Source organism: Xanthomonas euvesicatoria pv. euvesicatoria (assembly GCF_020880415.1).
In the GTDB taxonomy this organism is placed as follows: Bacteria; Pseudomonadota; Gammaproteobacteria; order Xanthomonadales; family Xanthomonadaceae; genus Xanthomonas; species Xanthomonas euvesicatoria.
Genome location: NZ_JAJIUJ010000027.1, coordinates 1 through 26520 on the forward strand (window position 1 = coordinate 1; position 26520 = coordinate 26520).

The 26520-nt window shown below is 64.6% G+C and carries 21 protein-coding genes and 1 pseudogene; 8 read left to right on the forward strand and 14 right to left on the reverse strand.

All coding sequences use genetic code 11. The features are described from left to right. Positions 1–788: hypothetical protein (locus LN450_RS04345; protein ID WP_228892617.1), on the forward strand; the 788-nt coding region annotated here is incomplete at its 5' end. A 20-nt stretch (positions 789–808) separates the two neighbouring features. On the opposite strand, the pseudogene LN450_RS04350 reads toward LN450_RS04345, so the two are convergent. Further along, a pseudogene (locus LN450_RS04350) lies at positions 809–1832 on the reverse strand (DNA-binding protein). A gap of 274 nt (positions 1833–2106) precedes the next feature. On the opposite strand from LN450_RS04350, the gene LN450_RS04355 reads away from it, so the two are divergent. Beyond that, complete coding sequence (locus tag LN450_RS04355; protein ID WP_026070029.1) at positions 2107–3687, forward strand: ATP-dependent nuclease; 1581 nt, start codon at positions 2107–2109, stop codon at positions 3685–3687. Next, the gene (locus LN450_RS04360) at positions 3665–4762 is read left to right on the forward strand and encodes a UvrD-helicase domain-containing protein (protein WP_012480224.1); all 1098 of its coding nucleotides are present in this window, start codon (positions 3665–3667) and stop codon (positions 4760–4762) included. The genes LN450_RS04355 and LN450_RS04360 overlap by 23 nt, the downstream gene beginning before the upstream one ends. Positions 4763–4777: 15 nt before the next feature. Here the strand turns inward: LN450_RS04360 and LN450_RS04365 are convergent, their stop codons facing one another. From LN450_RS04365 to LN450_RS04395, 7 genes are read right to left on the reverse strand one after another with little or no spacing between them, the layout of a single operon-like run. Continuing rightward, positions 4778–5053: a hypothetical protein gene (locus LN450_RS04365; protein WP_019184735.1), complete on the reverse strand. Its 276-nt coding sequence runs from the start codon at positions 5051–5053 to the stop codon at positions 4778–4780. Next, positions 5050–8241 carry an efflux RND transporter permease subunit gene (locus LN450_RS04370; protein WP_019184736.1) on the reverse strand — a complete coding sequence of 1064 codons (3192 nt, stop codon included), beginning with the start codon at positions 8239–8241 and terminating at the stop codon, positions 5050–5052. Before LN450_RS04370 ends, LN450_RS04365 begins: the two co-directional genes overlap by 4 nt. An 8-nt stretch (positions 8242–8249) precedes the next feature. Continuing rightward, complete coding sequence (locus tag LN450_RS04375) at positions 8250–9200, reverse strand: efflux RND transporter periplasmic adaptor subunit (RefSeq protein ID WP_074038364.1); 951 nt, start codon at positions 9198–9200, stop codon at positions 8250–8252. Then, positions 9197–10474, reverse strand: coding sequence for a TolC family protein (locus LN450_RS04380; protein WP_012480227.1), 1278 nt, complete (start codon positions 10472–10474; stop codon positions 9197–9199). The genes LN450_RS04375 and LN450_RS04380 overlap by 4 nt, the downstream gene beginning before the upstream one ends. Before the next feature lie 55 nt (positions 10475–10529). Then, positions 10530–10886 carry a hypothetical protein gene (locus LN450_RS04385; RefSeq protein WP_012480228.1) on the reverse strand — a complete coding sequence of 119 codons (357 nt, stop codon included), beginning with the start codon at positions 10884–10886 and terminating at the stop codon, positions 10530–10532. Continuing rightward, positions 10883–11500, reverse strand: a complete 618-nt coding sequence (locus LN450_RS04390; protein ID WP_005413376.1) for a cation efflux transmembrane domain-containing protein — start codon at positions 11498–11500, stop codon at positions 10883–10885. The genes LN450_RS04385 and LN450_RS04390 overlap by 4 nt, the downstream gene beginning before the upstream one ends. 24 nt (positions 11501–11524) lie before the next feature. Continuing rightward, positions 11525–13483 (reverse strand): FTR1 family protein, encoded by a 1959-nt coding sequence (locus LN450_RS04395; protein WP_021201907.1) that lies wholly within the window; start codon positions 13481–13483, stop codon positions 11525–11527. 90 nt (positions 13484–13573) lie between these two features. Here LN450_RS04395 and LN450_RS04400 point away from each other — a divergent pair, with 90 nt between their 5' ends. From LN450_RS04400 to LN450_RS04410, 3 genes are read left to right on the forward strand one after another with little or no spacing between them, the layout of a single operon-like run. Further along, positions 13574–13987 (forward strand): MerR family transcriptional regulator, encoded by a 414-nt coding sequence (locus tag LN450_RS04400; protein WP_012480230.1) that lies wholly within the window; start codon positions 13574–13576, stop codon positions 13985–13987. Further along, the gene (locus tag LN450_RS04405) at positions 13984–15255 is read left to right on the forward strand and encodes a site-specific integrase (protein WP_005413373.1); all 1272 of its coding nucleotides are present in this window, start codon (positions 13984–13986) and stop codon (positions 15253–15255) included. The genes LN450_RS04400 and LN450_RS04405 overlap by 4 nt, the downstream gene beginning before the upstream one ends. A 24-nt stretch (positions 15256–15279) precedes the next feature. After that, a complete protein-coding gene (locus LN450_RS04410) occupies positions 15280–18273 on the forward strand; it encodes a Tn3 family transposase (protein WP_074038365.1) in 2994 nt (997 codons plus the stop codon). A 274-nt stretch (positions 18274–18547) separates the two neighbouring features. Here LN450_RS04410 and LN450_RS04415 read toward each other — a convergent pair whose 3' ends face one another. The 4 genes from LN450_RS04415 to LN450_RS04430 all read right to left on the reverse strand — a co-directional run bounded on the left by LN450_RS04415 (position 18548) and on the right by LN450_RS04430 (position 22544). Then, on the reverse strand, positions 18548–20293 hold the full coding sequence (locus tag LN450_RS04415) for a DUF4209 domain-containing protein (protein ID WP_049421089.1): 1746 nt from the start codon (positions 20291–20293) through the stop codon (positions 18548–18550). A gap of 289 nt (positions 20294–20582) precedes the next feature. Then, positions 20583–20999 carry a hypothetical protein gene (locus LN450_RS04420; RefSeq protein ID WP_074038366.1) on the reverse strand — a complete coding sequence of 139 codons (417 nt, stop codon included), beginning with the start codon at positions 20997–20999 and terminating at the stop codon, positions 20583–20585. Then, positions 20996–21517, reverse strand: coding sequence for a hypothetical protein (locus LN450_RS04425; RefSeq protein ID WP_074038367.1), 522 nt, complete (start codon positions 21515–21517; stop codon positions 20996–20998). The genes LN450_RS04420 and LN450_RS04425 overlap by 4 nt, the downstream gene beginning before the upstream one ends. Positions 21518–21623: 106 nt before the next feature. Further along, a complete protein-coding gene (locus LN450_RS04430) occupies positions 21624–22544 on the reverse strand; it encodes a DNA-binding protein (RefSeq protein ID WP_049421086.1) in 921 nt (306 codons plus the stop codon). Positions 22545–22651: 107 nt separating this feature from the next. Here LN450_RS04430 and LN450_RS04435 point away from each other — a divergent pair, with 107 nt between their 5' ends. Beyond that, positions 22652–23731 carry a tyrosine-type recombinase/integrase gene (locus LN450_RS04435; protein ID WP_074038368.1) on the forward strand — a complete coding sequence of 360 codons (1080 nt, stop codon included), beginning with the start codon at positions 22652–22654 and terminating at the stop codon, positions 23729–23731. Positions 23732–23738: 7 nt separating this feature from the next. On the opposite strand, the gene LN450_RS04440 is transcribed toward LN450_RS04435, so the two are convergent. Continuing rightward, the gene (locus LN450_RS04440) at positions 23739–24440 is read right to left on the reverse strand and encodes an adenylate/guanylate cyclase domain-containing protein (protein ID WP_199163454.1); all 702 of its coding nucleotides are present in this window, start codon (positions 24438–24440) and stop codon (positions 23739–23741) included. A 2-nt stretch (positions 24441–24442) separates the two neighbouring features. Beyond that, positions 24443–25363 (reverse strand): TIR domain-containing protein, encoded by a 921-nt coding sequence (locus tag LN450_RS04445; protein WP_099523786.1) that lies wholly within the window; start codon positions 25361–25363, stop codon positions 24443–24445. A 136-nt stretch (positions 25364–25499) separates the two neighbouring features. Here LN450_RS04445 and LN450_RS04450 point away from each other — a divergent pair. Then, positions 25500–26520 (forward strand): adenylate/guanylate cyclase domain-containing protein (locus LN450_RS04450; RefSeq protein ID WP_228892618.1); only part of this gene is annotated, 1021 nt, incomplete at its 3' end.

Sequence of the window (26520 nt, forward strand, 5' to 3'; positions counted from 1 at the left end):
CACGCCGCTCCCTCATCCCCGGAAACCGCATGCCCGGAACCTCGTCAATGACGCCATCTGGGGTCGCCAGCATCGAGGAGTTGGGCCTTCGTGGCACCCTTTTCCTAGCCGCACTGTTAGCCGCGCAGCTACGACGCCTACCGGTGGCGCCCACACGCCGCTCCACCTTGCTGGTGCTGGACACGCTGCGAGACTTGGCCTTGATCCAAGTTCCCTGGCCAGCGGATCGATGGCAGATCCGCCCCGATGCCGAGGTCACGCCCATCGAAGATCTGCAATGGGCTTTCGCCTGGTCTACCCACGAGCGCAGGCACCTGCTCCCGGTGCTGGAAGACCAACTCGGCGATATGGCACACGATGTAGACTTGGCGGACGCGAAACTGGAGCTGTGGGATGAACTTGCACTCTGGGAGACCGAGCAGTTTCTGGAGCAGCAATTGCTCAAACATCACTTCGACCCAGGCTGGGCACGTGATGTGGGGTTCGTCTTTCAATCCGGACCGCGGGGCTTGCCGATCGCGCGGTGGCGTTACTGCTGCTGGGCGGCGGTACGCCAAGGTGCCTCGGTGGCGATGCGTCTTGGCGTGCACGACAGCGCCCATGTGCGGGAAGCCATCTTTCAGGAGGTCCAGAAGCGCCTGCGCTACCTGATGACCAGTTCGCCCGAGCAAGGCATGTTCAAGCCCTATCATTTGGCACCGGAGTCCTCAGTAGCCAAACTGTTTGTAGATTGGGTCGTCCCTATGGAATGGGCGTACTGGACAGGTGAGCGCCACCCCAGCCGCTAGCAGACAAACGAGCAGCCTCGTCAGTCGGCTCCCCCATCTTGCGCATGGCCGCGCCGAGTTTTCTTCACCGCATTTTGTGCTGGCGTCAGTTGATTCAGTAGAGGCTCTAGCGCTTCAAGACGTGCATTGGCACGCAACGCATCGGCTTCAGCGCTCTCGCGGCGCTCACGCTCCCGCGCAAGGGTGTCTTGAACTTGAGCTAGCTCGTTGCGCATGGTATCCAAGGTCTTGGCGTCAGTCTTCCAGCGCTCCTGCAGTGCCAAATAGTCCGTCGCGGTCTGGCGCAACGCCACGACCTCGCTGTGTTGGCCTTCGTGGGCCTGTCGTAGCTGGGCAAGCTCACGCTCAATCCGCCCGTGGCGCTCCAGCCATTGACCATTGTCGCGGTTCAGCACCAACAGCTCCTGATTCTTCGCGCCCAAGGCTTCATTGGCCTGACGTAAGGCTACTTGCAGCTCTTGGACCTGATGCTCGTGACGGCGAAGCTCTTGCTCACGCTGCTCTTTGGTTGAAGTGCGGTAGTGCTCAAGCGCTTCCCGGGCATGGGCATGCTTGTCCTCCAGAGAACGCGTATGCGCCTCATGATCAGCCAGCCGCACCGTCATGCCAGCGATGCGCTCGTTCAACTGGGCGATTTCCGCGATCCTGTCACCTAGATTCTGTTGAAGGAGGGCGTGAGCAGCTTGCTCTTGGTGCAGGCTTGCTTCGGTGCGCTGCAGCCGACTGCTCAAGGCGGCAGCCTCATCTTGGGCACCGGAAAGCGCCTGTTGCCGACTGTGGAGCTCAGCCTGATGGCGCTCACGCTCCTGGGTGAGGATGGCCTCTGCTTCCTCCTGGAGCCGCGAGGCCAAGCGCGCAACCAAGTCCTGCAAAGCATCACTAACGGCTACCGTCCTCGCCGGACCGCCGCCTTCCTCTCCTTCCAGTTCACGCAAGTAGCGGTGGATCGTGGTCTTGGAGCCCGTGTTGCCCAAGGCCACTCGCACCGCGTCGACTGACGCGCGCCTTCTGGACGTCACTCTTATAGAGTCCTGCGCGCGCCATCGTACCACCCCACTTTATTTCGTAATGTATTACATACCATGTAATTACATACTATTAAAGCAGGTAGACGACCGCTCGTCGGCGAAAATAGTTATACGGGATAATATTGAATTATCCCGCGTAAGGCGGATTCTGACCCTTCCCGGCGTCCCAAGCAGTACGAAACCGCCCAGGGCCGGCGATCGCTGGGTAGTATGGCCCAGAGCGGAAAGGATGCCAGCCAGGGTGCAGGCAGGCTCCGCCACCGAGCCCGTTGGCCATCAAAGGACTGTGCATGCCGATCGAACGTATCGTCATCGACAACTTCAAGTCGTTTCGCCATCTGGACCTGCCCCTCAATGCCCACATGAACCTGGTGGTGGGCGACAACGAGGTCGGTAAATCCACCCTGCTGGAGGCCATCCACGCGGTGGTCACCGGCCAGCTGCATGGGCGCAATCTTGCCTACGAGCTCACGCCCTACCTGTTCCACCAGCCCACGGTGCAGGAGTACTTGGGAGCGCTTGCCACGGGCACGCCGGCCTCGCCGCCACGGATCTCCATCGAAGCCTATCTGGGCGCCGACGCCGCGCTGGCGTCGTTACGCGGCACCAACAACTCCCTGCGTCTGGATACCGCCGGCATCCGGCTGCTGGTCGAGCTCAACGACGACTACCGCGAGGAGTTCAACGCCTACCTGCAGCAGCACCAGGGCGCGGTCAGCCTGCCGGTGGAGTACTACACGGTGCGCTGGTACTCCTTCGCCAACAATGGCGTCACCGCCCGTAGTATTCCGTTCGACTCGACCATCATCGACACGCACGGCATCAAGACCTTGTCCGGTGCCGATCGCTATATCGCCGGCATCATCGAGCAGGCACTGACGCCTGCGCAGCGCGTCTCGCTGTCGCTGAGCTTCCGCCGCATGCGGCAGAGCTTTTCCGAAGAAGCGGATGTGGCAGCGATCAATGCCTACTTGACCGAGCACACCGGGGACATCAGCCACAGGGCATTGACGGTAGGCGTGGACACATCGCCGCGCTCAACGTGGGAAACCAGCCTGTCACCCTACCTGGATGAGCTCCCGTTCACCCAGGCCGGCAAGGGCGAGCAAAGCGCGGTGAAGATGAAGCTGGCGATGCACGCGGCCGGCGCGGCTCACGTGCTGCTGATCGAGGAGCCGGAGAACCATCTGTCCTATTCCAGCATGACCCAGCTGATCGACAAGATTGCGGCCCTCTCCACCGCCCAGCAGGTGATCATCGCCACCCACAGCAGCTTCGTGTTGAACAAGCTGGGCGTGGACAACGTGATCCTGTTCAGCGCGCAAGGCCAGATGAAGCTGGACCAGCTGCCCAGCGATACCCACGACTATTTCATGAAGCTGCCGGGCCACGACACGCTGCGGTTGATCCTGGCCAAGCAGGCGATCCTGGTGGAAGGCCCTTCCGACGAACTGATCGTGCAGCGTGCCTACAGTGACCATCACGGCGTGGCGCCGATGGCTCACGGCGTAGACATCATTTCGGTCAAGTCGTTGGCATTCAAACGCTTCTTGCAGATTGCCGATCGACTGAGGATTCAGGCCAAGGTGATCACCGACAACGACGGTGATATCGCAGTTGTGCAAGAGCGCTATGCCGAGCACATCAACGCGATCTATTACGATTCCGACGAGAGCGCCCCTTCGCTGGAAGAGCAGCTGATCAAAGCCAACTCGCTGGCCGAACTCAATACCGTGCTGGGCAAGGCCTTTGCCGATGAGGTGGCGCTGCTCAAGTACATGAAGGGCCATAAGACCGATACGGCCTTGGCGATTTTCAATAGCCCGCACTCGATCAGGTTCCCGGACTATGTCCAGCGTGCCATCACCTAACCGGGTCCTGCTCTCGGCAGCCGGCTCGGGCAAGACCACGTTGCTGGTCCGGCAGGCCTTGGAGCGACCTGGGCGCCGCATCGCGATTGTCACCTACACGCTGGAAAACCTGGAAGAGATCCGGCGCTCGTTTGAGGCCCACGCAGGCGCGGTCCCCGCGCATGTCACCTTGCACAGCTGGTATGGCTTTCTGCTGCGCCAGTGCATTCGCCCGTACCAGGCTGCGCTTTGCCCTGAGCCTCGCATCGAGACCATCCTGTTCGTAGAAGGTGTCACCAACAACCGCGCCCCACGCACCCAGGTGGCGCGCCACTACCTGGCGGGCAACCGGATGTATTCGGACCGAGCGGCCGATTTCGCTGTGCGCTGCGATGAGCTGACCCAAGGCCAGGTCGTGGCGCGATTGGCGGCGATGTACGACGAGCTCTACATCGACGAAGTCCAGGATCTGGCCGGCTTTGATCTGGATCTGGTCGAACGGCTGTTGAAGAGCGAGATTGCCATCACGTTGGTAGGCGATACGCGCCAAGCCACGTATGCCACCAACTATGCGCAAAGGTACAGCCAATACCGTGGTCCGAATCTGGCAGCGCTGTTTCAGATTTGGGAGGCCGACGGCTTATGCCGGCTGGATCACCGCCTCACCAGTCTGCGCTGCGTCCAGGCCCTGTGCGATATGGCTGACACGCTCTATCCGCAGATGCCGCGGACCCAATCAGGCAATGGCGAGGTCACCGGACACGATGGCATCTACCTCGTCGCTCCAGGGGATGTGGCCGCGTACATGCAGGAGTTCGCCCCCACCGTGCTCCGGCATGACCGGCGGCAGGCGTGCGACGGACTGCCGGCGGTGAACTTTGGGCAGTGCAAGGGCCGCACCTACAGTCGGGTCCTCATCTTTCCGAACGGGCCGTTGACGCAGTACCTGCGCACGGCCGATGCAGCGCGTATCACCGCGCCGCCGAAATACTACGTGGCCTTCACCCGGGCGCGGCAAAGCGTGGCCTTTGTGTATGCCGGCGCGTGCGCGTTGCCGGGTCATCAGCTCTATGCGCCTGCCAGCGCAGACGCATAGAGCCAGGGGCTGCGATCACATCTTCTTTAACGGCGCCGCGGTGGGCGGCGGCGGTACCGGGCCCGGGTCGTTGAAACACAGCATGATCTGATCGATGCCGAATTGATCGGCCAGGACCTGGGCAATCACAGCATGCACCAGGTCCAGGTCGACCGAGGGCGCCGCGACCGTGATGGTGGCCGCGATCGCACGGCCATGCTCACCGGCGACCAGGCGCAGGTCGTCCACCGCTTTCACGCCCGGGTCGGTAAACATCGCCGCACGGACCTGTTCCAGGTTGAGCTCGTTCATGGGGACTCCAAAGCAGTGCTACCGGCGCGGGGAGCTCGGTCGCGATGCAGCCAACGATAGAGCACCGGCAGCACCAACAAGGTCAATGCGGTGGATGAGACGATGCCGCCGATGACGACAGTGGCCAGCGGCCGCTGCACTTCCGAGCCAGCACCGACATTCAAGGCCATGGGTAGGAAGCCCAGCGAGGCTACCAGGGCGGTCATCAACACCGGTCGCAGGCGTCCAAGGGCGCCGTCGCGCACAGCGTCGTCTAGCGGATCGCCCTGTTCGCGCAGACGGCGGATGAATGCGATCATGACCAGCCCGTTGAGTACGGCCACGCCCGACAGCGCGATGAAGCCCACGCCGGCAGAGATCGACAACGGAATCCCGCGCAGAGCCAGTGCCAGCACACCGCCGGTCAGCGCCAGCGGCACGCCACTGAACACAATGGCCGCATCCTTGGCCGAGCCGAAGGCCATGAATAGCAGAGCGAAGATCAACGCCAGTGTCACCGGAACGACCACGCCCAGGCGTTGGGTGGCCGAGATCAGCTGCTCGAAGGTGCCGCCGTAATCGATCCAGTAGCCCTCTGGAAGCGCGACATCCTGGCCGATGCGTGTGCGCAACTCGCCGACGAACCCGCCCAGATCGCGCTCGCGCACGTTGGCGGTGATCACCACGCGGCGCTTGCCGTTCTCGCGGTTGATCTGATTGGGCCCGCGCTCTACCTGGATCTTCGCCACTTCCCGCAGCGGCACCGTGCGAGGCCCCCCATTGGCGCCGGCGGCCAGACGGCTGGACTCATCGACACTGGTGCTTGCCGGCAGCGGAATGGGCAGATCTGCCAGCACAGCGGGGTCTTGGCGCTGCGCTTCGGGCAGGCGCACGACCAGGTCGAAGCGGCGGTCGCCCTCGATCAACTGGCCGGCAACACTGCCCCCAATGGCGGTGGCCACCGTTTCCTGCACATCGCCCGGGTTCAGGCCATACCGTGCCAATGCCGCCGGATCTGGCGTGATGGTCAGCAGCGGCAGGCCGGAGACCTGCTCGGCCTTGACGTCTTCGGCGCCGGGGACGCTACGCATGACCCGCTCGACCCGGCTGGCCAGGCGCGTCAACTGGTCAAGGTTGTCGCCGTAGACCTTGACCGCCACGTCCGAACGGACGCCGGAGATCAACTCGTTGGTGCGCATCTGGATGGGCTGGGTGAACTCGTAGTTGCTGCCCGGGATTTCCTTGGCCGCCGCCTCCAGCTCTTCCACCAGCTCGGCCTTGGGCTTGCGCGGGTCGGGCCACTGGTCGCGGGGCTTGAGCATCAGGAAGGTGTCGGCCATCGACGGCGGCATAGGATCGGTGGCCACCTCGGCGGTGCCGATCTTTGAGAAGATGTTGGCCACCTCCGGGAACTGGGCCAGGCGCTTCTCCAGCGTTTCCTGCATGGCCACCGACTGCTCCAAGCTGGTGCCGGGAATACGCATGGGCTGCAAGGTGATGTCGCCCTCATCCAGGCTCGGCACGAACTCCGAACCCAAGCGGGTGGCCAGCACGCCACAGCCCACCACCAGCACGGCCGCGCCGGCCAGCACCACCACGCGCCGACGCAGGGCCCAATCCAGCAGCGGCGTATAACGGGCACGCGACCAGCGCATCAGGCGGTTGTCGTGCTCAGCCACACGGCCGCGCAGGAAGCTGGCGATCGCCGCCGGCACGAAGGTCAGCGACAACACCATGGCGCCGGTCAGGGCCAGCACCACCGTGATCGCCATCGGGTGGAACATTTTTCCTTCTACCCCGGACAGCGCGAAGATCGGCAGGTAGACCGCGGCGATGATGCCCAGGCCAAACAGGCTGGGACGGATCACCTCGGCGGTGGCCGAGGCGGTCAGGTCATAGCGCTCTTCATCGTTGAGCTGGCGGCCTAGCGCGTGCTGCGCCTCGCCGAACCGGCGCAGACAGTTCTCGATGATGATCACCGCCCCGTCCACGATCAGGCCGAAGTCCAGCGCGCCCAGGCTCATCAGGTTGCCCGACACGCCGCCACGCACCATGCCGATGATGGTGAACAGCATCGCCAACGGGATCACCGCCGCGGTGATCAACGAGGCGCGCACATTGCCCAGCAGCAGGAACAGCACCACCACCACCAGCAGCGCGCCCTCGATCAGGTTCTTGGACACCGTGCCGATGGTGCGATCCACCAGCGCGGTGCGGTCATAGACGGCCTTGGCATGGACGCCGGCAGGCAGGCTGGCGTTGGCGGCATCCAGCTTGGCCGCGGCCGCCTGGGAGACTTCCCGGCTGTTGGCGCCGAACAACATGAAGGCGGTACCGACCACGACCTCGTGGCCATTCTGGGTGGCCGCGCCCGTGCGCAGCTCCTTGCCTTCGCCCACGCTAGCGACGTCGCGCACCCGAATGGGCACGCCATCGCGCCGGTCCAGCACGATGTTGCCGATTGCCTCCAGATTGGCTAACTGGCCCGGCACGCGCACCAGGAACTGCTGTCCGTTGCGCTCGATGTAGCCGGCGCCGATGTTCTGGTTGTTGCGCATGACCGCGGCGACCACGTCGTTCAACGTGAAGCCCAGCGCCACCAACTGAGCTGGATCGGGAGTGATGTGGATCTGCCGCTCGAAGCCGCCGATGGTGTTGACCTCGGTGACGCCGGGCGTGGTGCGCAGCTGCGGCCGGATCACCCAGTCCTGCAGGGTGCGCAGGTCCGTGGCCGTGTACGGGGTGCCGTCGGGCTTGCGAGCGTTGGGCTCGGCCTCCACGGTGTACATGAAGATCTCGCCCAACCCGGTGGAGATCGGCCCCATTTCCGGGTCCAACCCTTCGGGAAGCTGGGAGGCGATCTGCTGCAGGCGCTCGGCGACCTGCTGGCGGGCAAAGTACAGGTCGGTGCCGTCCTTGAAGACGACGGTGACCTGCGAAAGCCCGTAGCGCGACAGCGAGCGGCTGTAGTCCAGCTTGGGCAGACCGGCCATGGCCGTTTCGATGGCAAAGGTGACCCGTTGTTCGGCCTCCAGCGGCGAGTAACCCGGGGCCTGGGTGTTGATCTGGACCTGGACGTTGGTGATGTCGGGTGTGGCGTCAATGGAAAGGTGACGGTAGCTCCACACGCCCAGCGCAACCAGCGCAGCGGTGAGCACTAGCGTCAGCCAGCGATGGCGGATGGACAGCCCAATGAGGCGTTCGAGCATGGCGGGCCTCATTCTTCTTCCACGGTGGACTTTTCGATGTCGGCCTTGATCAGGAAGCTTTGGGCCACCACCACCTGTTCACCGGCCTTGAGGCCTTCCAGCACTTCGGCGCGTTCGGCGTCGCGGCGCCCCAGCTTCACCGGCCGGGTGTGGTAGGTTTCGCCCTGCTGCACGTAGACCACGTCCTGGTCTTCTGCGGTCTGCAGCGCCGTGATCGGCACCACCAACGCTGCCGATTGGCGATCCACGGTGACCCGCGCCTTGACCGCCGACCCCGGCCGCCACAGGCCATCGGTGTTGGCCACCGTGCCGCGCGCAATGGTGCTTTGGCTGGCGGTGGCGGTGCCGGGCAGGACGCGCTCCAAGGTGGTCTGTGCGGTGACGCCATCGCTCAAGCGGGTAACCGTCACCGGCACGCCAGCACCGATGTGCTGGGCGTCGGCGCCGAAGATGTGCAGGTCCACCCACAGCGTGGACAGGTCGGCGACCTCAAACAGCAGCGCGCCCTCAGCGGCGGCCATGCCTACGGCGGCCGTGCGCGCCATGACCACGCCACTGATCGGCGCGGTGACGGTATAGGTGGTCAGGCTCAGGTTGCTCTCTACCGTGGCCAGTGCCTGGCCGGCCCGTACCTGATCACCCACGCCCGCACGCACGGAGCGGACCGGTCCGGGGAAGCGTGCCGTGACCTGCGCGATGCGACCGTCAATCGGGGTCAACAGCCCTTGCACCTCATGCTCGTCAGCAATCTCACCGGGGCCTGCCGGTGCGACCTGGATACCCGCTGCCTGCGCAGCTTTGGCGGCAATCTTGGTTTCCAGCGGCGCTTCCTCGTGCTCGCCGTGCTCTTCGCCCTCAGCGGCGGCGCCGCCTTCGGACGCTTCGTTGGGGGCCGACGCGTTGCAGGCGGCCAGCATCATCAGGGCCATGCCCAGTGCGGTCCAAGAAAAGCGATTCATGGGGTCTCTCCGGTGGAAGCAGCCGCCGGCGGCGCGACAAGCGCCTGGCCGGTCAGGCGTTGAATTTCGATCAGGGCGCGCTGCGCATCGAGCGCCACGTCCAGCTGCTGCTGGGCCATGGCCGTGCGTTCGGACTGCAGCTGTGCCCATTCCAGGTAGCTGATCGCGCCGGCGCGATAGGCGCGCTCGGCGGCCTGCTCAGCCCGGGCCAACTTCGGCAGCACCTCGCCTTGCAGCCGTGCCACCTCGGCCTGCGCCACGGTGTAGCGACCATGGGCTTCGACCAGCGTGGAATACAGCGACAGGCCCTTGGCCTCGCGCTCGATCGTCAGAACCTCCAGCTCGGCTTCGCCGGCGCGGATCTCCGGCTGCGCGCGGCTGCGGCTGCCCAGTGGCATGGACAGGCTGGCCACCAGCGCGGTGTCGTCAGTCTCCTGCAGGCGGCGCACGCCCAGCTGCCACGACAAGTCCGGCGAGGCCGCCGAACGCGCCAGCTGCAGTCGTGCCTGCGCGATCCGGCGGGCATCGGCAAACTGCGCCAACTCGGGAGTGCGCTCCAATTCCTCGGCCAGCGACTGCATGGACGCGATCGCCGGCAGGGTCATGGGATCCGCCGCGGCCACCTCGAAGCTCGGAGCACGTTCGCCCCAGAGGGCAGCAAGGTGCTGCCGGGCGGCAATGCGCTGCTGCTCGGCCCGATCACGGGTCAATTCTGCTCTCGCCAGTGCTGCTTGTGCGGTGAGCATCACCGATTCGGGAGACGCGCCAGCCTGCAGGCGCTGCCGGGCAGCGGCGACGGTCCGCTGGCGCTGGCCGACATCCATGTTCGCCAGGCTGCGTTGCCGGTCGGCACCGACAACGGCCAAATAGCGCTGCGCCGTCTCGGCGAGCAGGTCCAGCCGCCCGGTCTCGCGCTGCACGGCCAGTGCATCAATCCGGCTTTGGGCCAAGGTGCGGCGGGCGTCGAGCTTGCCGCCGCGCTCCAGGACCGAGCTCAGGCTCAAGGTCAACTCCGCGCTGTCCAGGCCACGGGCCGCGCCCGTGCCCAGCGCATTTTCAACCTCCGCCCCCAACGTCCACGGTGGCCGCTGCACGGCCTGGTCGCGCTCGGCAGCGAGCACCGTGGCTCGCGCATCGACCAGGCGCAGCTCGGGGTGGGTTTGGGCCACGCGTGCAAACGCGTCGTCCAAGGTCATCAGCTCTTCTGCTGTCGCCGGCGTTGCCGCCGCGCTCAACAGTAGCCACGCGGCCAGGGCCGCCAATCGCACATGCATGAAGTACTCCAGAATTTTCGATAGCCAACAGGGATCCGGCGCACGCCGGCGCGCATCACCCTGCGATCGGCGGCCGGAACGGCGCGAGCAGGTGCTCATGCCGATATCTGTCCGCATGGGCTGTCGCCGACGGCCAATGCCGGCCGATATGAGCAATGGCCAACACTATTTCTGGAGCCGGCGCGGCCTGGCTACAGCACAGCACCAGCTGCTGTAGCCGGTGCAGCGCGGCGTCTACGCCACGCTCGGAAGCTGGTGATGCCACTGCCGGGTCATGGTCGGCCGCGGCCAGATGGGTTTGAGCATGGAGCTCGCCAACCACTGCCAGCACCGGCTGCGTCACAAGGCCCACGGCCAAGTGCGCCAGCAGCAGCCAGCGCAGGCCACAGCTCAGCCGGCCAAGCGCTGTCATGCAGGCGTTTTGCGCGCGTCGGCACGCGCCCGGCGAGCATCACCCAAGATCTCGAAAGCCTCCTTGATCACATACAGGCCGATCAGGGCGCCGATCACGAAATCCGGGTAGGGGCTGGCCAGCCACCACACCAACAGGCCGGCCAGAATCACCCCAACGTTGGCCACCACATCGGCGCGGGTAAACAGCCAGGTCGCTCGCAGATGCACTTCGCCAGACTTCAAGGGGGCGAGCATACGGAGCACCTTCAGGTTCACGGCCAGCGAGACCAGAGCGGTACCGATCATCCAACCGCTGACCGGCTCGGCGCCGTACATCACCCGGCGGCCGACTTCGACCAGCACGCCTACGCCCAGCACCAGCAGCACGCTGCCACTGACCCACGCGGCGTTGGCCTTGAAGCGCGCCGTGCGCCCGATAGCGACCAGGCCAATGGCATAGGCGGTGGCGTCAGACAGCATGTCCAGCGCGTCAGCCAGCAGCCCGGTGGAATGGGCAATCCAGCCGGCAATGCCGCCGATCACGGCCATCGCTGCATTCAGGACCAAGGCGATCCAGAGGATGCGTCGCTCCTCCTTGTTCTTGGCTTCGTGGTGGCACCCGCAATCACTCATGTCTTGGTCCTCTGCTGTGTTGTTTCATTGCTTGTTTGCGCCTGGCTGTCTACGCACACCGGAACGGGCATTGGCGAGGAACCCCACGATGGCGGCGGTGCCTACCAATACCTGCGCCAGCAGCGACTGCCAGGTGGGATACAGGCCGATCCACTCGATGCGCGGCAACGCGAGCGGTGTTTGAGAGATCCAGCCCGCTTCCTGCAACGCGGCCACGCCTTTACCGATCAGGATGACCGCCATCACCGCGATGAGAATCGAGCTGATCGAAAAGAACCGGCCAATCGGCAGCCGCCTGCTCATGCGCAGCATCCAGTACGCCACCGCAGCCAACACCGCGATTCCCGCCACCAGGCCTGCGAGGATGGCGGTGGACGCCTGATCGCTCCACATCGCGATGTAGAACAAGATCGTCTCAAACACCTCGCGGTACACCGCGACAAAGGCCAGCATGAACAGGAAAACAGCCGAGCGCCGTGTCAGCGCAGTCGTCAGCTTGGCGTGCAGGTACTCCTGCCACCGCCCTGCAAGGCTCTTTTGGTGCATCCAGATGCCTACGCTGAGCAGGACAGCGGCAGCGAACAAGGCCGAGACGCCCTCAGTGACTTCCCGGTTCGCACCGCTGATATCAACAAAGTAAGTGGCCACTGCCCAGGTAGCTGCGCCTGCCAACAACGCGCAGATCCAACCCGCATGCACATACGGCAACACATCAGACCGCTCGGCTTTACGCAAGAACGCCACGATACCAATCACGATCAGCAGCGCTTCCAGTCCTTCGCGTACCAAGATGGTAAAGCTGCCTAGAAACGCGGTGCTGGCGCCTATTCGGGTGTCCTGCAGCGCCACGTCCGCGCGATCAAACAGCTGGGCAATTTGCGCTGCCTGCCCGGCAACGTCAGCCGCGGGCGCATGCTGATCCAGCTGCGCGCGGTAGCCTGCCATGGCCGTCTCGATCTCTCGCAGCAATGACGGATTGCGCGTGGCCAGCGTGGGTTCAAGCGGCTCTACACCATCCAGATAGGACGAGAGCGCAAGCTTTTTGGCTTGAGCCAGGTCCTCATCAGCGTAAGCGCGCTGGCTGGCGGCCAGTCGCTGCCGCGCCACCGCAAAGCGATCGGCTCCTGGTACCGCTTCGTTTACTGCCTGTGGCTGCGAACGCAGGTAGGCGATGATCGCGTTTGCCTGATCGGCGGGCATCGTGGTGGCAAGATCGGCCTCTCGCGTGCGTGTCAGCGCTTCGAGCGAGGGAATGTGCGTATGGGCCTCGGCACTGGTGCGCCATAACGCCTCACCTTGAGCCTTGGCTTGCGAGGAGTACCCCAAGCTGCCCACATAGAATGCCAACGCCCAGCGATCACTTTCTGACAGCCCAGAGAAGCTGACCATGCCGGTACCCGGCACACCCTGGGAAATGACCTCGTACAACGACAGCGGCGTTCGCTGCGCGGCGCGAGTGGCATCGGTGAACGCGATCGGCGGCGGACTTAACGCTTGCGCGGCGGGGCCATCACCGTGACCTGTGGGGCCGTGACAGGCCGCGCACTGCTGGCTGTAGATGGACGCGGCCTGGGAGGTCTTCGGCGCGCTCGCCGGAACAGCGCCGATCGGGTAGCGGGCCAACAGCGTCGTGCCGAGCCCGCGCGCCAACGTTGCCACTTGCGCCGGGTCGGCCTTCTCTGCCACCGCCTGGACCAGGCGGTCGGCCTGGGCCGTCAGCTCCTGCTGGTTCTGGCCACCGGGCAATGCTGCCAGCTGACTGCGCACGGCGCCGGCAAACTCGCTCATTTCGGCGTATTCGTTGGGGGCAATTACGCGACCGGCCTGGACCGCGCCGGGGTAGTCGACCGCGATGTAATCGAGCATCTGCCAGGTTTGGCGCAGGTCTGCTGCGGCAGGCTCCGCCTGAGCAGAAGCGGGCAGAACCCAGCCGATCAGCAAGGCAATCAGGCAGTAGCGAATCAAGGCGATGGGCAGTGGCATGGTCGTCACATGCAGCGCCGCGGCCGGAGTGGCGGCGGATACGGGTTCAGCGTAAAGTCCGTAGCTACTACGGAGTCAAGCGTACTACGAATGAAAATCAGTGAGGCTGCCGACGCCAGCGGATGCCACTTGGAGACGATTCGCTATTACGAGCGGATCGGGTTGCTGCCGCGCCCGGGGCGCACGGGCAACGGCTACCGGGTCTATGGCCCGGCCGACATCGAGCGGCTGCGCTTCATTGCGCGTGGCCGGGACCTGGGCTTCAGCCTGGAGGAGGTCCGCAGCCTGCTGCAGCTGGCCGGCGATGAGGAGCTTTCGTGCGGGGACGTGGACCGGTTGGCCCGCAGCCATCTGGCCGACGTGCGCGCCCGCATGGCCGACCTGCAGCGCATGGCCAGCGAGCTGGAACGGGTGATTGCCAGTTGCCATGGCGGGCAGCGGGCGGAATGCACCATCCTGTCGACGCTGCGCCAGACGACCTCGGTGGAGGCCACGCGCCAGTGACCGAACTGGACCGCTACCTCGATGCGGCCACGCGCCAGAACACGGTGCGCAGCTATGCGTCGGCGCTGCGGCACTTCGAGGTTGAATGGCAAGGCCACCTCCCAGCGACACCTGACAGCGTGGCCCGGTACCTGGCCGCTTATGCGCAGACCTTGGCGACCAGCACCCTCCGCCAACGTCTGGCGGCCATCGCCTCTTGGCACCGCGACCACGGCTTTGTCGACCCGACCCGATCGCCGCTGGTGCGCAAGGTGCTCAAAGGCATCCAGACCCTGCACCCGGGCCAGGTCAAGCAAGCCGCGCCGCTCCAGATTCGGCGGCTGGTCGAGCTCGATGACTGGCTGGCCGCGGCGATCGCTGCGGCACATGCCCGGGGCGATGGGCCGGCGGCGCTGCGCCATCAACGAGACCGAGCGCTGGTGCTGCTCGGGTTCTGGCGGGGATTCCGTGGCGATGAACTGCTGCGTCTGGACGTGGCCCATCTCACGCTGGTGCCGGGACAGGGGATGACCTGCTTCTTGCCACGCAGCAAGGGTGATCGCCAAGCAGCCGGCGTCACCTACAAGGTGCCGGCGCTGTCGCGGTTATGTCCGGTGGAGGCGACCCAGGCGTGGCTGCAGGCGGCCGACCTGCAAGAAGGGCCGGTGTTTCGGGCAGTCAACCAATGGGGCCAGGTGAGCGCCGAAGGCCTGCATCCCAACAGCTTGGTGCGCCTGCTGCGCGAGTTGCTGACCAGTGCCGGCTTTGCCGATGCGGGGCTCCACAGCAGCCATTCGTTGCGCCGCGGCTTTGCCAGCTGGGCCAACGACCAAGGCTGGGACATGAAGGCCTTGATGGAGTACGTGGGCTGGCGCGATGTGCAGTCGGCCATGCGTTACCTGGACGGGCGTGACCCGTTTGCCCGGGACCGCATTGAAGCAAGCCTGCCCAGTCCAACCGTGCCGGTACCGGCGATGGCACTGCCGGCGCCGGAGGGCAAATCGGCCCTGCAGCTGCGCCTGCGCATGGTGCTGACCCCGTTTGCCCGCACGGGCCGCGGCGCGGCCAAGGCCCGAGGCCGAATTGAAGAGATCTGCTTGGCCCCGTTCCAGGCTGTGCGCCTGAACACCGCCAGCAGCGAGTACCAGTTGACTGCTCCCACCGATCCCGAAAGGGATCTGGATGAAATCCTGGCCACGTTGCTCGATGACATGCACCGCATGGCCGATACGCACCAGTGCTTCCTGGAAGCGTCGCTCAGTACAGACGACGGCCGGCACTGGGACTGATCCCCCTCACACCCTCCGGATCCAATGGCTACCCTTCACGAGACCGCCTACCCGCGACTGAAGCCTGATCCCACCGCCAAGGAACTGGAGGAGATCTATACCCCGACCGCCGCTGAGATTGCATTCGCCAAGCAGCTGACCACCCAGCCGGGTCCGCAGCTGGCGGTACTGATTCATCTCAAGCTCTTCCAACGCTTGGGCTACTTCACGCTGTTGGCCGACGTACCCGAGCGGATCCGGAAGCACATCGCCAAGGCCGCCCGACTCGGGCGCGTATTGGACACCGACCAGCTCGAACGCTACGACGCTTCCGGCAGCCAGCGCCGGCATATGCCGCAGCTTCGGCAATTCATCGGGGTACGTCCCCTGGATAAATCGGGCTTGGCTTGGCTGGACACAGTGGCCACCGGAGCAGCCCAGACCAAGCACACCATCCCGGACATCGTGAACGTCCTGCTCGAAGAGCTGGTGCACCATCGCTACGAACTGCCCGGTTTCCGCACTCTGGAGCTGGCCGCCATCGGCGCCCGTGAGCGGGTCAATCTGGGCTACTACCGCAGCATCAGCCACGCGCTGACGCCTGCCACGCGCACGCTCATCGACGAACTGCTGCGCGCACCGGAAGGGTCCAGGTTCACCGGCTGGCAATCACTCAAGCGCGAGCCCGGCCGGCCCACCAACAAGGAAGTTCGGTTCTACCTGCAGCACATCCGCATGCTGCAGCAGTTGGCCGACCAGCTGCCTCCCATCGATGTGCCGGTGCCCAAGCTCAAGCAGTTCCGTGCAATGGCTCGGGCCTATGACGCCAGCGAGCTGGCCGAACTGGCTCCGGACAAGCGCTATGCGCTGGCCACCATCTTCATTCGCGCCCAGCATGCCAAGACACTGGATGATGCAGCCGAGTTGTTCATCAAGCAGGTGCGCGGGCTGGAGAACACGGCCCAGCAGAAATTGCTGGCCTACCAGCTCGAACATGCCAAACGGGCCGACTTCCTCATCGGCCAGCTCAAGGAAATCCTGCAGGCCTATCAGCTAGACGGCAGCGATAGTCAGCGCGTGGATGCCATCGACAACAGCCTGGAAGCGGAAGTGTCGACCTTGCTGGCCGAATGCGAAGAACATATGGCCTACGCCGGGAAGAACTACCTGCCTTTCATGCTGCAGCCCTATGGCGCGGTCAGGCCGCTGCTGTTCAATGGGCTGGAGCTGATGAAACTTCGGGCGACCAGCCACGACGCCGGCATGGAGCCGCTGATCGCAGCGGTGCTCTCGCTGCGCAACCAGCGCCGTGAGCTGATCGAGGTCGCCTCCCTCGGTTTGGACCCGGAAAAGGACTTTGACTGGATGTCCAAGCTCTGGTGTCAGCACGTGTTCGGCAAGCGGGCCAGTGCAGCCGGCGCCGGCTGGATGCACCGTAAGTACTTCGAGCTGGCCGTGCTGGTGCAGGTCAAGGACGAACTGAAGTCCGGAGATCTCTTCATTCCCAGCAGCGAACGGTTTGATGACTACCGTGAGCAGCTGGTCGATGAAGCCACCTTGGCCCAGGAACTGGAAGCCTACGGCCAGGTGTCAGGCCTGCCCACCGACGCCGAGTCTTTCGTGGCGGGATTACGTGCACAACTGACCTCCCTGGCCGATGAGGTCGACGCGCGTTTCCCGGAGAACGTACATGCGGACATCCTGGATGGGCGCCTGGTGCTGCGGAAGGGGCAACGCGCCGAAGTCTCCAGCGCGATTACCACGGTGGATCGCCTCATCGCCGAACGGCTTCCAGAATCCAGCATCGTCGATGTCCTGATCGATGCCAGCCAATGGCTGGATCTGCACCGTTTCTTCCGCCCGATCGCCGGCACCGAGAGCCAGGTCGAAGATCTGCCCCGACGTGTGATCACCACGCTATTCTGCTATGGCTGCAACCTGGGGCCGACGCAGACGGCGCGGTCGATCAAGGGCTTCAGCCGGCGCCAAGTCGCTTGGCTCAACCTGAAATACGTGACCGAGGATGTGCTTGAGAAGGCCATCGTGGAGGTCATCAATACCTACAACAAATTCGACCTGCCTGGCTATTGGGGCAGCGGCAAGAGCGCATCAGCTGATGGCACGAAGTGGAGCGTCTACGAGGACAACCTGCTGTCGGAGTATCACATCCGCTACGGCGGCTACGGTGGCATCGGCTACTACCACGTGTCCGACAAATACGTAGCGCTGTTCAGCCACTTCATTCCCTGTGGCGTGCACGAGGGCATCTACATCCTCGACGGTCTGTTGGCCAACACTTCCGACATCCAGCCTGAGATCGTCCATGGCAACACGCAGGCCCAAAGCTATCCGGTCTTCGGCCTGGCCCACATGCTGGGCATCCAGCTGATGCCCCGGATCCGGAACATCAAGGACCTGACATTCTTTCGGCCCGAACCGGGTAGGGCTTATAAGAACATCCAGGCACTGTTCGGGGACAGCATCGACTGGCAACTGATCGCCACCCATCTCCACGACATGCTGCGGGTGGTGATCTCAATCCGATTGGGCAAGATCACCGCGTCCTCGATCCTGCGCCGGCTGGGCACCTACAGCCGGAAGAACAAGCTGTACTTCGCCTTCCGGGAACTTGGCAAGGCCGTTCGAACGCTGTTCTTGCTGCGCTACATTGATGACAATGAGATCCGCAAAACGATCCATGCTGCCACCAACAAGAGCGAGGAATACAACGGCTTCGTGAAATGGGTGTTCTTTGGCAGCCAGGGGATCATTGCTGAGAACGTCCAACACGAGCAGCGCAAGATCATCAAGTACAGCCAGCTGGTGGCCAACATGATCATCCTCCACAACGTGGAAGGCATGAGCCGGACCTTGGCCGAGATGAGGAAGGAGGGGATTGAACTGACGCCCGAGATCCTGGCCGGCCTGTCGCCTTATCGGACCAGCCACATCAATCGCTTCGGCGACTACCACCTGGATCTTGAAAGGGAAGTGGCGCCGCTGAGCTACACAGCCAAGGTGCTTGAACAGACCCCATAGATGGGGAGAACCTGATCGAGAGACGAGCAATCAACCTTGAAATTCAGTCGCTTAGGCAGCTTTTGGCCCTGTACGTAATGATTCCCTGCCGACCCTCCTGTGAGGCTGCCGAATGGGTAGCCCCCCCCCTGCCCTGCGCCGCTCGTCGCGGACGCACCAATCATGGCCTCGGCCACGCGGATTGGGATCACGCACTGCGTCCGCGATACCGTCAGGAAGATCGCTGCCTATTGCACGGCTAAGCACAGTACTACGCCACTGGTGCTTGCCCGCCTCAGCGGTAAGGATCCAGTACCATCCTGAGCACGACCCACCACGTGATGACAATCGGGAAGGTCCCAAGCTGCTGATCGCTGAGCAGTCCGTGAGCGTAGCGGTTGCGGAGATTGCAGCCTGCCCGATGCGTCATCAAGGCCCTGAGCTCGAAGTTCAGGCCTCGCGGCAGAATGCCGGCTTCGTCATCAAGCTCCAGCAACTCAGACAGCGAGCGCTCCTGTTCGCCGTTGACCTTGTTGGACACCAAGGTGTTGACACCGTGCGCCTTCAACTGAGCGCGAACCATCGGCTCGATCATCGGAAGCAGATTGATCCCGGCCGTGTCCCACTCATGCTGCAGGCCTGCCACCAGCCCGCGTGCGATCTGCTTGTGGTGCCCGTCCGGAGCGCCCGGACTTCTGCCCACGAAAGACAGTACGTCATTGAAGGAGCTGCTGAATCGCTCAGAGAGCTTGCGCACGCTGCTTAGAATGAACGGTGCCAGCAAGAAGGTGTAGCGGGTCTGGCAGACGCCTTCGATTGCGGCGGTCTCCAGGTGTTCGGGATTCTTGGGATCAAACGGTGGGTGCGAACGTAGTGGCACACCGTCCGCGTCCAGCTCCGTGCTCCCAAACAACCCGTTGAAATATTCTGCTTTGAGTGCTTTTGCGTGTTCTACCTCGGTTGTGAAGTCCGAATAATCGGTGAAGCTGAACGCAATGCGCATCAGCGAGGTCGGATAGTCCGTCGTTGCGAGGTGTTCGTCCACCCACGCGTGGATGGGTCGAGCATCCACTGGAGTGCTGATTTCCCCCATCTCGTCGTTGATGCGCAGGCGCACGTCTTCCAGCTCGCGCTGAAGTTCGCGAATACGCTCGCGTGGCGCGTGATTCTGCCGCAGCTCGGCAATGCCCTGGGCCATCCAGTATGACGCGACCATGGCCGAGGTGGCGCGGCCGGCGCGTACCACCAGTGATTCCCCCGCCTGCCGACCGGCCTGGCGACTGCGCTCGACAAGGTTGAGTGACAGCCACAGGCGGCTTGCCAGCTGGAACAACAGATGCGTCAGTTCGCTATCGATGTCCACAGATGGGTCAATCGCTGCCGCGGCGGCCTCCAGCGACGCGGCGGCCGCTTGGGTATGTTCTGCGTCTGCGCGGCGCAGTAGCTCGTCGGCGAAACGGTTGGCCAACCCCTTCATCGGGCCATCCAGTACCGACTGGAACATCGCCATGAAGGTCACCCAGAGTTCGGCATGGAAACCCTCATCTTTGCGCAGGCCGCGCCAGCCCAGATCCAGGGCTCGCCGCAGGTGATCGATCGCCTGCGGGGTAATGTCCTCGGCGGCGGCATGCTGTGCCAAGCGCAGGTAGCTGCGCGCGCCAAGGGCGGCCAATTGCTGGATGTCCCGCCCCGTGATCCGGTTCGTGGCCAGTGCGAGATCGGCGCAGCGTGCGGTGAGCCAGTCAGTCGGCGCCTGACGTGCAAGCGCCAGCAGCGCCTGCAGGTCATTGGCGCTGATGTGGTCCAGTCCGGCGGAGGTGCCATCGGGAGTGATGATGCGCGGCATGAACAGCGTGGTGCCACCGACCTGCAGGCTCATCGAACTGATTCTGGCGACGAACTGCAGAAGCGCTGAGGCGGTGGTAAGTCCGTTTTGCTGGGCCTGACGGGCGCGTTGGGCTATCTGCTGGGCGAGGTCCCAGTCGGTGCCGCTCCAGTCCAGATCGGCCAGGCCGTCCTCCCAGCCGAGCGCGCTCAGCAAGCCTGGCTCAAAAGGGACGCTGAGCAAGGACAACGCTGGTCGGGCGGGTGGTGGCCCCTCAGCGGGGCCGGGAGGGTTGGGAGTGGGCATGGCGGATGCTCGTCAGGGTCTGGGGAGGACGCCGGGCAGGCGCCGGTGGCGTCGATAGTGGCGCGGTCGCCCGCCGCCAGGCAGCAATGCCGCCGGGCGGCGGTCGCCCCGGCGCGGGAGCGCCGCACCGGTTGCCGCTAGCGCGTTGGACGATGGCGTCCGGCATTGCGTGGGCTGGTCGGATCGCCGGTGACCGCCGTCAAAGACCCCGCGCTCGCTTGTGCGCCAATGCGGCCTTGGCCCGCCACCCCATCACCGCTCCCCCCGCCGCAAAGCCGATCATGTAGTGCACGCCGAGGGCGGGTTCGCAGCCAACCAGTGCAATCACGCCACTGACCAGCCCGAGCGCGGGGTACACCATCCCCAGCAGCAGCACCCGCAGCGAACGGGACCGTTCGATGCCCGCAACACCGGCACGGCGCCAGCGCACGAAGCCATCGTGGAGCAAGGCGTGACTGAGCGCGGCGATCCCACCGAGCAGCAGGCCGGCCAGCACGTGATACAGCTCGTTGGATATCCGGGCATGCAGCGCGGACATGACCGGAAACAGCGCGATGAAGAGCGCGAGCATGGTCATGTCCGCGGCGTGCGCACGCGGGGAGGTGGTGTGTGTCATCGGTGTGTCTCCTTTCGCTGGGCGATGAACTGGGCAATGGCGCTGGGGTCGTCCCACAGCGGCCGTACGTGTGCGCGGTCGGCCTGCTGCTGTGCGGCCACGGCCTGGTCAAGCGACCAACCGTGGCGTGCTCGCCAAGCCTGGGACGGACGGTAGAAGTTGGCGTGCTGCAATTCGATAAATCCTTCACGTCTGAGGAAAGCGGGCAGCCTGGGGTTCTGCACGCGCTCCACGAACAGGGCTGGCCACGGAATCAAGGTATCGCACAGCCCCAAGAATTCAGTAAGCCAACCCCGGCCTCTAAGGCGTGGGTTGAGCTGGATATTGCTCAGCGTCAGTACGGGGACCGCATCACCCAAGCCGGCCAACGGTTGTCGCGCGTGCTTGATCCAGATCCGGGTCCCGGCGCGCTTGAGCTCCACGCAGTCGGGGATCTCGGCGGTATCGACCAGCGAGATCCACTTGAAGAGCTGCAGTTCGATGCTGGGGATCCGGTTCAACTGGGCGTTGCTCATCATGGATCGGATACCTGATGGGGGTGTTGGGCCAGTGGGAGTGGCAGCCGGTCCGTTGCCCTGCCCCGCCAGCAGGTGGCCGGGGCGCAGGGTCGCAGCGGTCATCGGCCTAGCGCGAGCGCGGCTTACGGGCCGGCGTGGGTTTGGGTCGTGCCGGCGCTGCCGCGGGGGTAAGTGCAGCGCGCACCTGCTCGGGTAGATCGCCCAGGCGCTCAAGCTGGCTGGCATAGGCGTTGGCCAGTGCGCGCTGGATATCGCGCTCGTGCAGGGCCTGGCCGCGGGCTATTTCGGCCTGCTGACGGGCCGTACTCAGCTCGCTGAGCTCGCGCTGGTGCTGACGGGCCTGTGTGGTGGCGCTGTGCTGCAGCTGCTGCAGGGCCTGGCGTGCGCGGTCCACCTCGGCCAAGGCGCGATCTTCGGTGGCGCGCAGGTGCGCCAGCAGCTCATCGCGCTCGGCGGTGTGCTGGTCGGTTTTCTGCGCCAGCTCGGTGCGCAGCGCGGCCACTTGATCTTCCAGGTGTTCGTTGCGCGTATACGCACCGTCGCGTTGACGGCGCAGGTCGTCGCGCTGGTCGTGCAGCTGTTGTAGTTGCTCGCGCACGGCGGCGACGCTGGCCTCGGCCGTGCGGGCCTGCAGCTGGGCTTGGGCCAGTTGCTCCAGCAGCTGGGTACGCTCATGCGCCAGCACGTCCTGCTGGCTGGCCAGGGCGGCCTGCGCCGCCTGCAGCTCGGCGCGTTCGCCGGCCACCGCAGCCTGCGCGTGCTCGGCGGCGGCTTCCAGTGCGGCGGTCCAGCAGCGCTGGGCCAGGGCGATGACGGCTGGCGGGACGTCCGGACGGGCACTGTCGAGGGCGCGTTGGCGCAGGCGTGATCCCACGCTCGACCACCAGCTGTCCAAGTGACGGGTCACGGTATTGGGTGAGCCGGTGCCCAGGTGGGCACGGATGCGCTCCACCGTGGGCCGCTCGCCGCCGGCGACGAGGTCATCGGCGGCGTTATGCACATCCAACTCGGTCAGGCCACGGGCCATGGGGGTCTCCGGTCAATGAAACGGCGGGCGCCAGGGCGATACTTCCGATAATGTAGAATTATCGGAAGTAGCAAAAGCTGGTGTGTAGTGAGAAATACATAGTACATATGAAAACCATCACTTCCACGACCGTTGATCGGACGCTCGCCCTGCCCGAGCCGGCCCGGCTGTCGGCGCAGGCCGCCACCGCCGCCGATCAGATCCTGGCGGCGGCGCGCAGCGCCAATACCACTCGCAGCTACCGCACTGCGCTGCGCTACTGGGCCGGCTGGTACCAGGGCCGCTACGGCCAGTCGCTGCGGCTGCCGCTGCCGGCGGCAACGGTGGTGCAATTCATCGTCGACCACGTGGCCCGCGACACCGCCGAAGGCGTGCGCTGGGAGCTGCCGGCCGCGCTGGACCAGGCGCTAGTGGCGGCCAGGTTGAAGAGCCGCCCCGGCCCGTGGCGCTTGGCCACCCTCACCCACCGCGTCTCAGTGCTGAGCAAGGTCCATCAGCTGCAGCACCTGGCCAACCCCATCGACAGCGCCGAGGTGCGCCAACTGCTGGCCAGCGCCCGCCGGACCGCGCACAAGCGTGGCGAGCGCGCACGCAAGAAGGTTGCGATCACCCGGGTGGAGCTGCACGCGCTGCTGGCCACCTGCGGCTCTGACCTGGCCGGGGTGCGCGATCGTGCCCTGCTCTACTTCGGCTTTGCTACGGGCGGTCGCCGTCGCAGCGAGGTGGCGGCCGCGACCCTGGCCCATCTGCGTGCGCTGCCCGAGGGCGGCTTTGTCTACCACCTGGACCAGGGCAAGACCCTGCAGGACGGGCCCAAGGCCGGCGGCAGTCCGGACAAGCCGCTACTGGGCGCGGCCGCGGCCGCGTTGCAGGCGTGGCTGGATGCCGCCAAGCTCACCGAAGGGGCGCTGTTTCGCCGCGTGTGGGGTAACCGGGTCGGTCCGGCGTTGAGTGATCGCGCCATTGCCCTGGTCATCCAGCGGCGTGCCGCACTGGCGGGACTCGAGGGAGACTTCGGCGGGCACAGCCTGCGCTCGGGCTTCATCACCGAAGGGGCGCGCCAGGGCGTGGCCCTGCCCGCGCTGATGGCGATGACCGATCACCGCTCGGTGGCCAGTGTCATCGGCTACTTCCAGCAAGGCGGCGCGGTGAACAACCCCGCGGCGCGACTATCGGATGCGCCCTGATCGCGGGCTAGACCTTCCACGTCCAGTTGGAACCATGAATGCGGCGATTGCCCTGCTGGTTCCAGGTGTAAGGCTTCCACATCAACGTCGGCGGCGCGCCACCGTACTTTGACTCATCCGCCAACCGGGTGAACACCTCGTCGGTAATCCACGTGGACGGCTCCAAGTCCAGCTCGGTCAGCTTAGCAGCGTGATTGGCAGCGCGCCCCACCCATACGATGTCATTACCGCCGCGCACACCCGTGCGTGCAGCGCGGATTGTACTGCTGTCGATTCCGACCACCTGCTTCACGGTGCCGGCCCAGTGCGGATACTGGCGCCGCAGTGCCGGCACGACGATATTCTTGACCGCGTAGTTGATTTTCAACCCTGCCTTGGCGGCTGGCGTGGCTTGCCGGTCACCGACCCAGATACCCATGACGCGGTCACCGTCGTAGGAGGTAATCTTGCCGCCCTCCTTCTTGATGATGGTGGCGGCGCAATGCAGGAACGCTTTGTAGATCTCCGCGCTCAGCCACCAATGCTCGGCATCGACCATCTTGGTAGAGCCTTTAAGGTCTGCGTACAGGACCGTGGCGCGATCAAACTCGACTGCGTCGTTGCCCAGCCGCAGATCCTCAGGATCAGGCACCACCTGGCCCTGTCGGGTTGACCATTGGTTTTGCGTGATCGCTTCCACTGCTGCCGTCATCTCTTCCAGCACTGTCACGGTCAGTCCCTCGGTCCAGCGGCGAGAATCCGGGCGCGGATCTGCTCGCATGCCGGTGCCAGCAAGGCACGGGCATCGGCACCAGGTTTGTATCGGTAAGGAACGGTAGTCAGCCCGGCCAGATCGCTCGGCAGCTTCAGCTTGTCTTCGCGCGGCTCCATCAGGAAGGCGCGCCGACGTCCCAGGAACCCAATGAACATGCCCAGCTCAAAGACGACGTTGTCGCGCATGACCGGCCACTCGTCACCGCGGCTGATCACCATGTCGTCGGCATGCGCCACGGCAATGGCAAAGTCCGCCTGTTCCAGCTGGGCCTCCAGCTCATCAAGGGTGTAGTTGGCCGCGCGGAAAACGCCGTGGTCCCAGACCACCGTCAGAAAGGGATCGTGCTCGAAATGCTGCACCAGCAGGCGGGTGACCGGCAGCGCCTCCACCGAGGACATCACGAAGACCCGGACCCGTTCGCGGGGGGCCGTAATCATTCGGTTGCGCTCCTTCAGCCGGCGCGACAGAGCAGCTGCCAAGCGCCGCCAGATCAATGGGTGTGCATCGGCAACGCGACTGAAATCGCTTTCAGGCACCTTCAGCACCACTGTGGGCTCGGTGGCGGTGATGGTGGCCGCACGCAACTGGGTCGGCTCGATGGCTGCCATCTCCCCCACGTGTTCCCCGACTCGGCGGGTATTGACCACTTTGCCATTGATGATCACGTCGACCGCACCGGCAACGATGAAAAACACGTCGGTTTCGGCATCTTCTTGCGTGATGAAGGACGCGCCCGCCGCCACGTCCAGCAGTTCCCCGGCCTCAGCCAGCTGCGTGGCAGCAGCCTCCAGCCCCGCCAGGGTGCGGAACTCGGCCAAAGCCGCCACCAGTCGCCTGCCGCCGTCGGCAGAAAGTCGCTCGATAATGCTCGCCCCCATACCTTCCCTCCCTTGAAAGTGTGAACTGGCTCCCAATATACGACAAATGAACCAGCCGAAAACCGGTTGGTGCCCGGCCCGAGAGCGACGCGACCCGCTCCGGCCCGGTCTCCATTTGGCCGCAGGGAGCAGGACGATGGGACATAGCTGGAAGGAAGACCGCACCAAGAAGCGCCTTGCCACGCGTTACGAGGAAGTCCGTAAGGTCGATATTCGTGACTACACGCGCGAGACCTCGCTGGAGAACATCGCGGTCAACCGCGCCTATCGGGTTAACGGCGCGCATGTCTACATCGACATCGTCAATCTGCAGGACATGCTCAACTGCACCAATGCTGAAGGCGAAACGTGCCACAAGCGCGCTCTCCGCTTCCTGAATCAGCATTACCGCGCCGTCCACCGCCTTCTGGTCGAGAGTGAGACGGTCCGCGTGGATTTCCACAACCAACGGTTGCATGCGGTGGTCACCAAGCCCTATGGCGATGCCGACGAGCGCGCACGGATCGAGCGCGCGGTGGCCATTGCCCAGCTGACCATCGACGTGCTGGCCGAAACGGGCGATACGGATGAGCACATCCCCAATGCACAGGTCCGTGTGGGTATCGACAGCGGGTTGGCACTGGCCGTCAACAACGGTCGCCGCGCCAGCCGCGAGCCGCTCTTCCTGGGCTCCCCGGCAAATCAGGCCGCCAAGTGCGCCGGCCATGGCGTGGCGGAGGGCATTTACCTCACCCATGGTGCACGGGCGCTGCTCGAGCTGCCGGCGCTGAGCGGCGACAAAGACCGCACCACGCCACTGACCCAGGACCAAGTGGCGGCCTGCGTTGAGGCGGCAGGCTTGGGCGTTTCCAAGACGCGGATCATCGAGCTCTGGAAGGAGGAGCAGGAGGACCTGCCCATTGGCGAGTTCGAATTCAGCCGACCCACCCCGCCGATTTCCGATCTGGACTTCAGCCTACTTAGCGCTGCCAAGTCCAAGCGATTTGAGGGCGTGTCGCTATATGCAGACATCGACGGCTTCACTAACTTCGTAGATAAGCATCTGGATGAGGATCCGCAGCATCTGGTACGCGCTCTCCACGTGCTGCGGTCAGAGCTGGATGCCGTAGTGCACTTGGACTTTGCCGGGCGGCGCATTCGCTTTATCGGCGATTGCC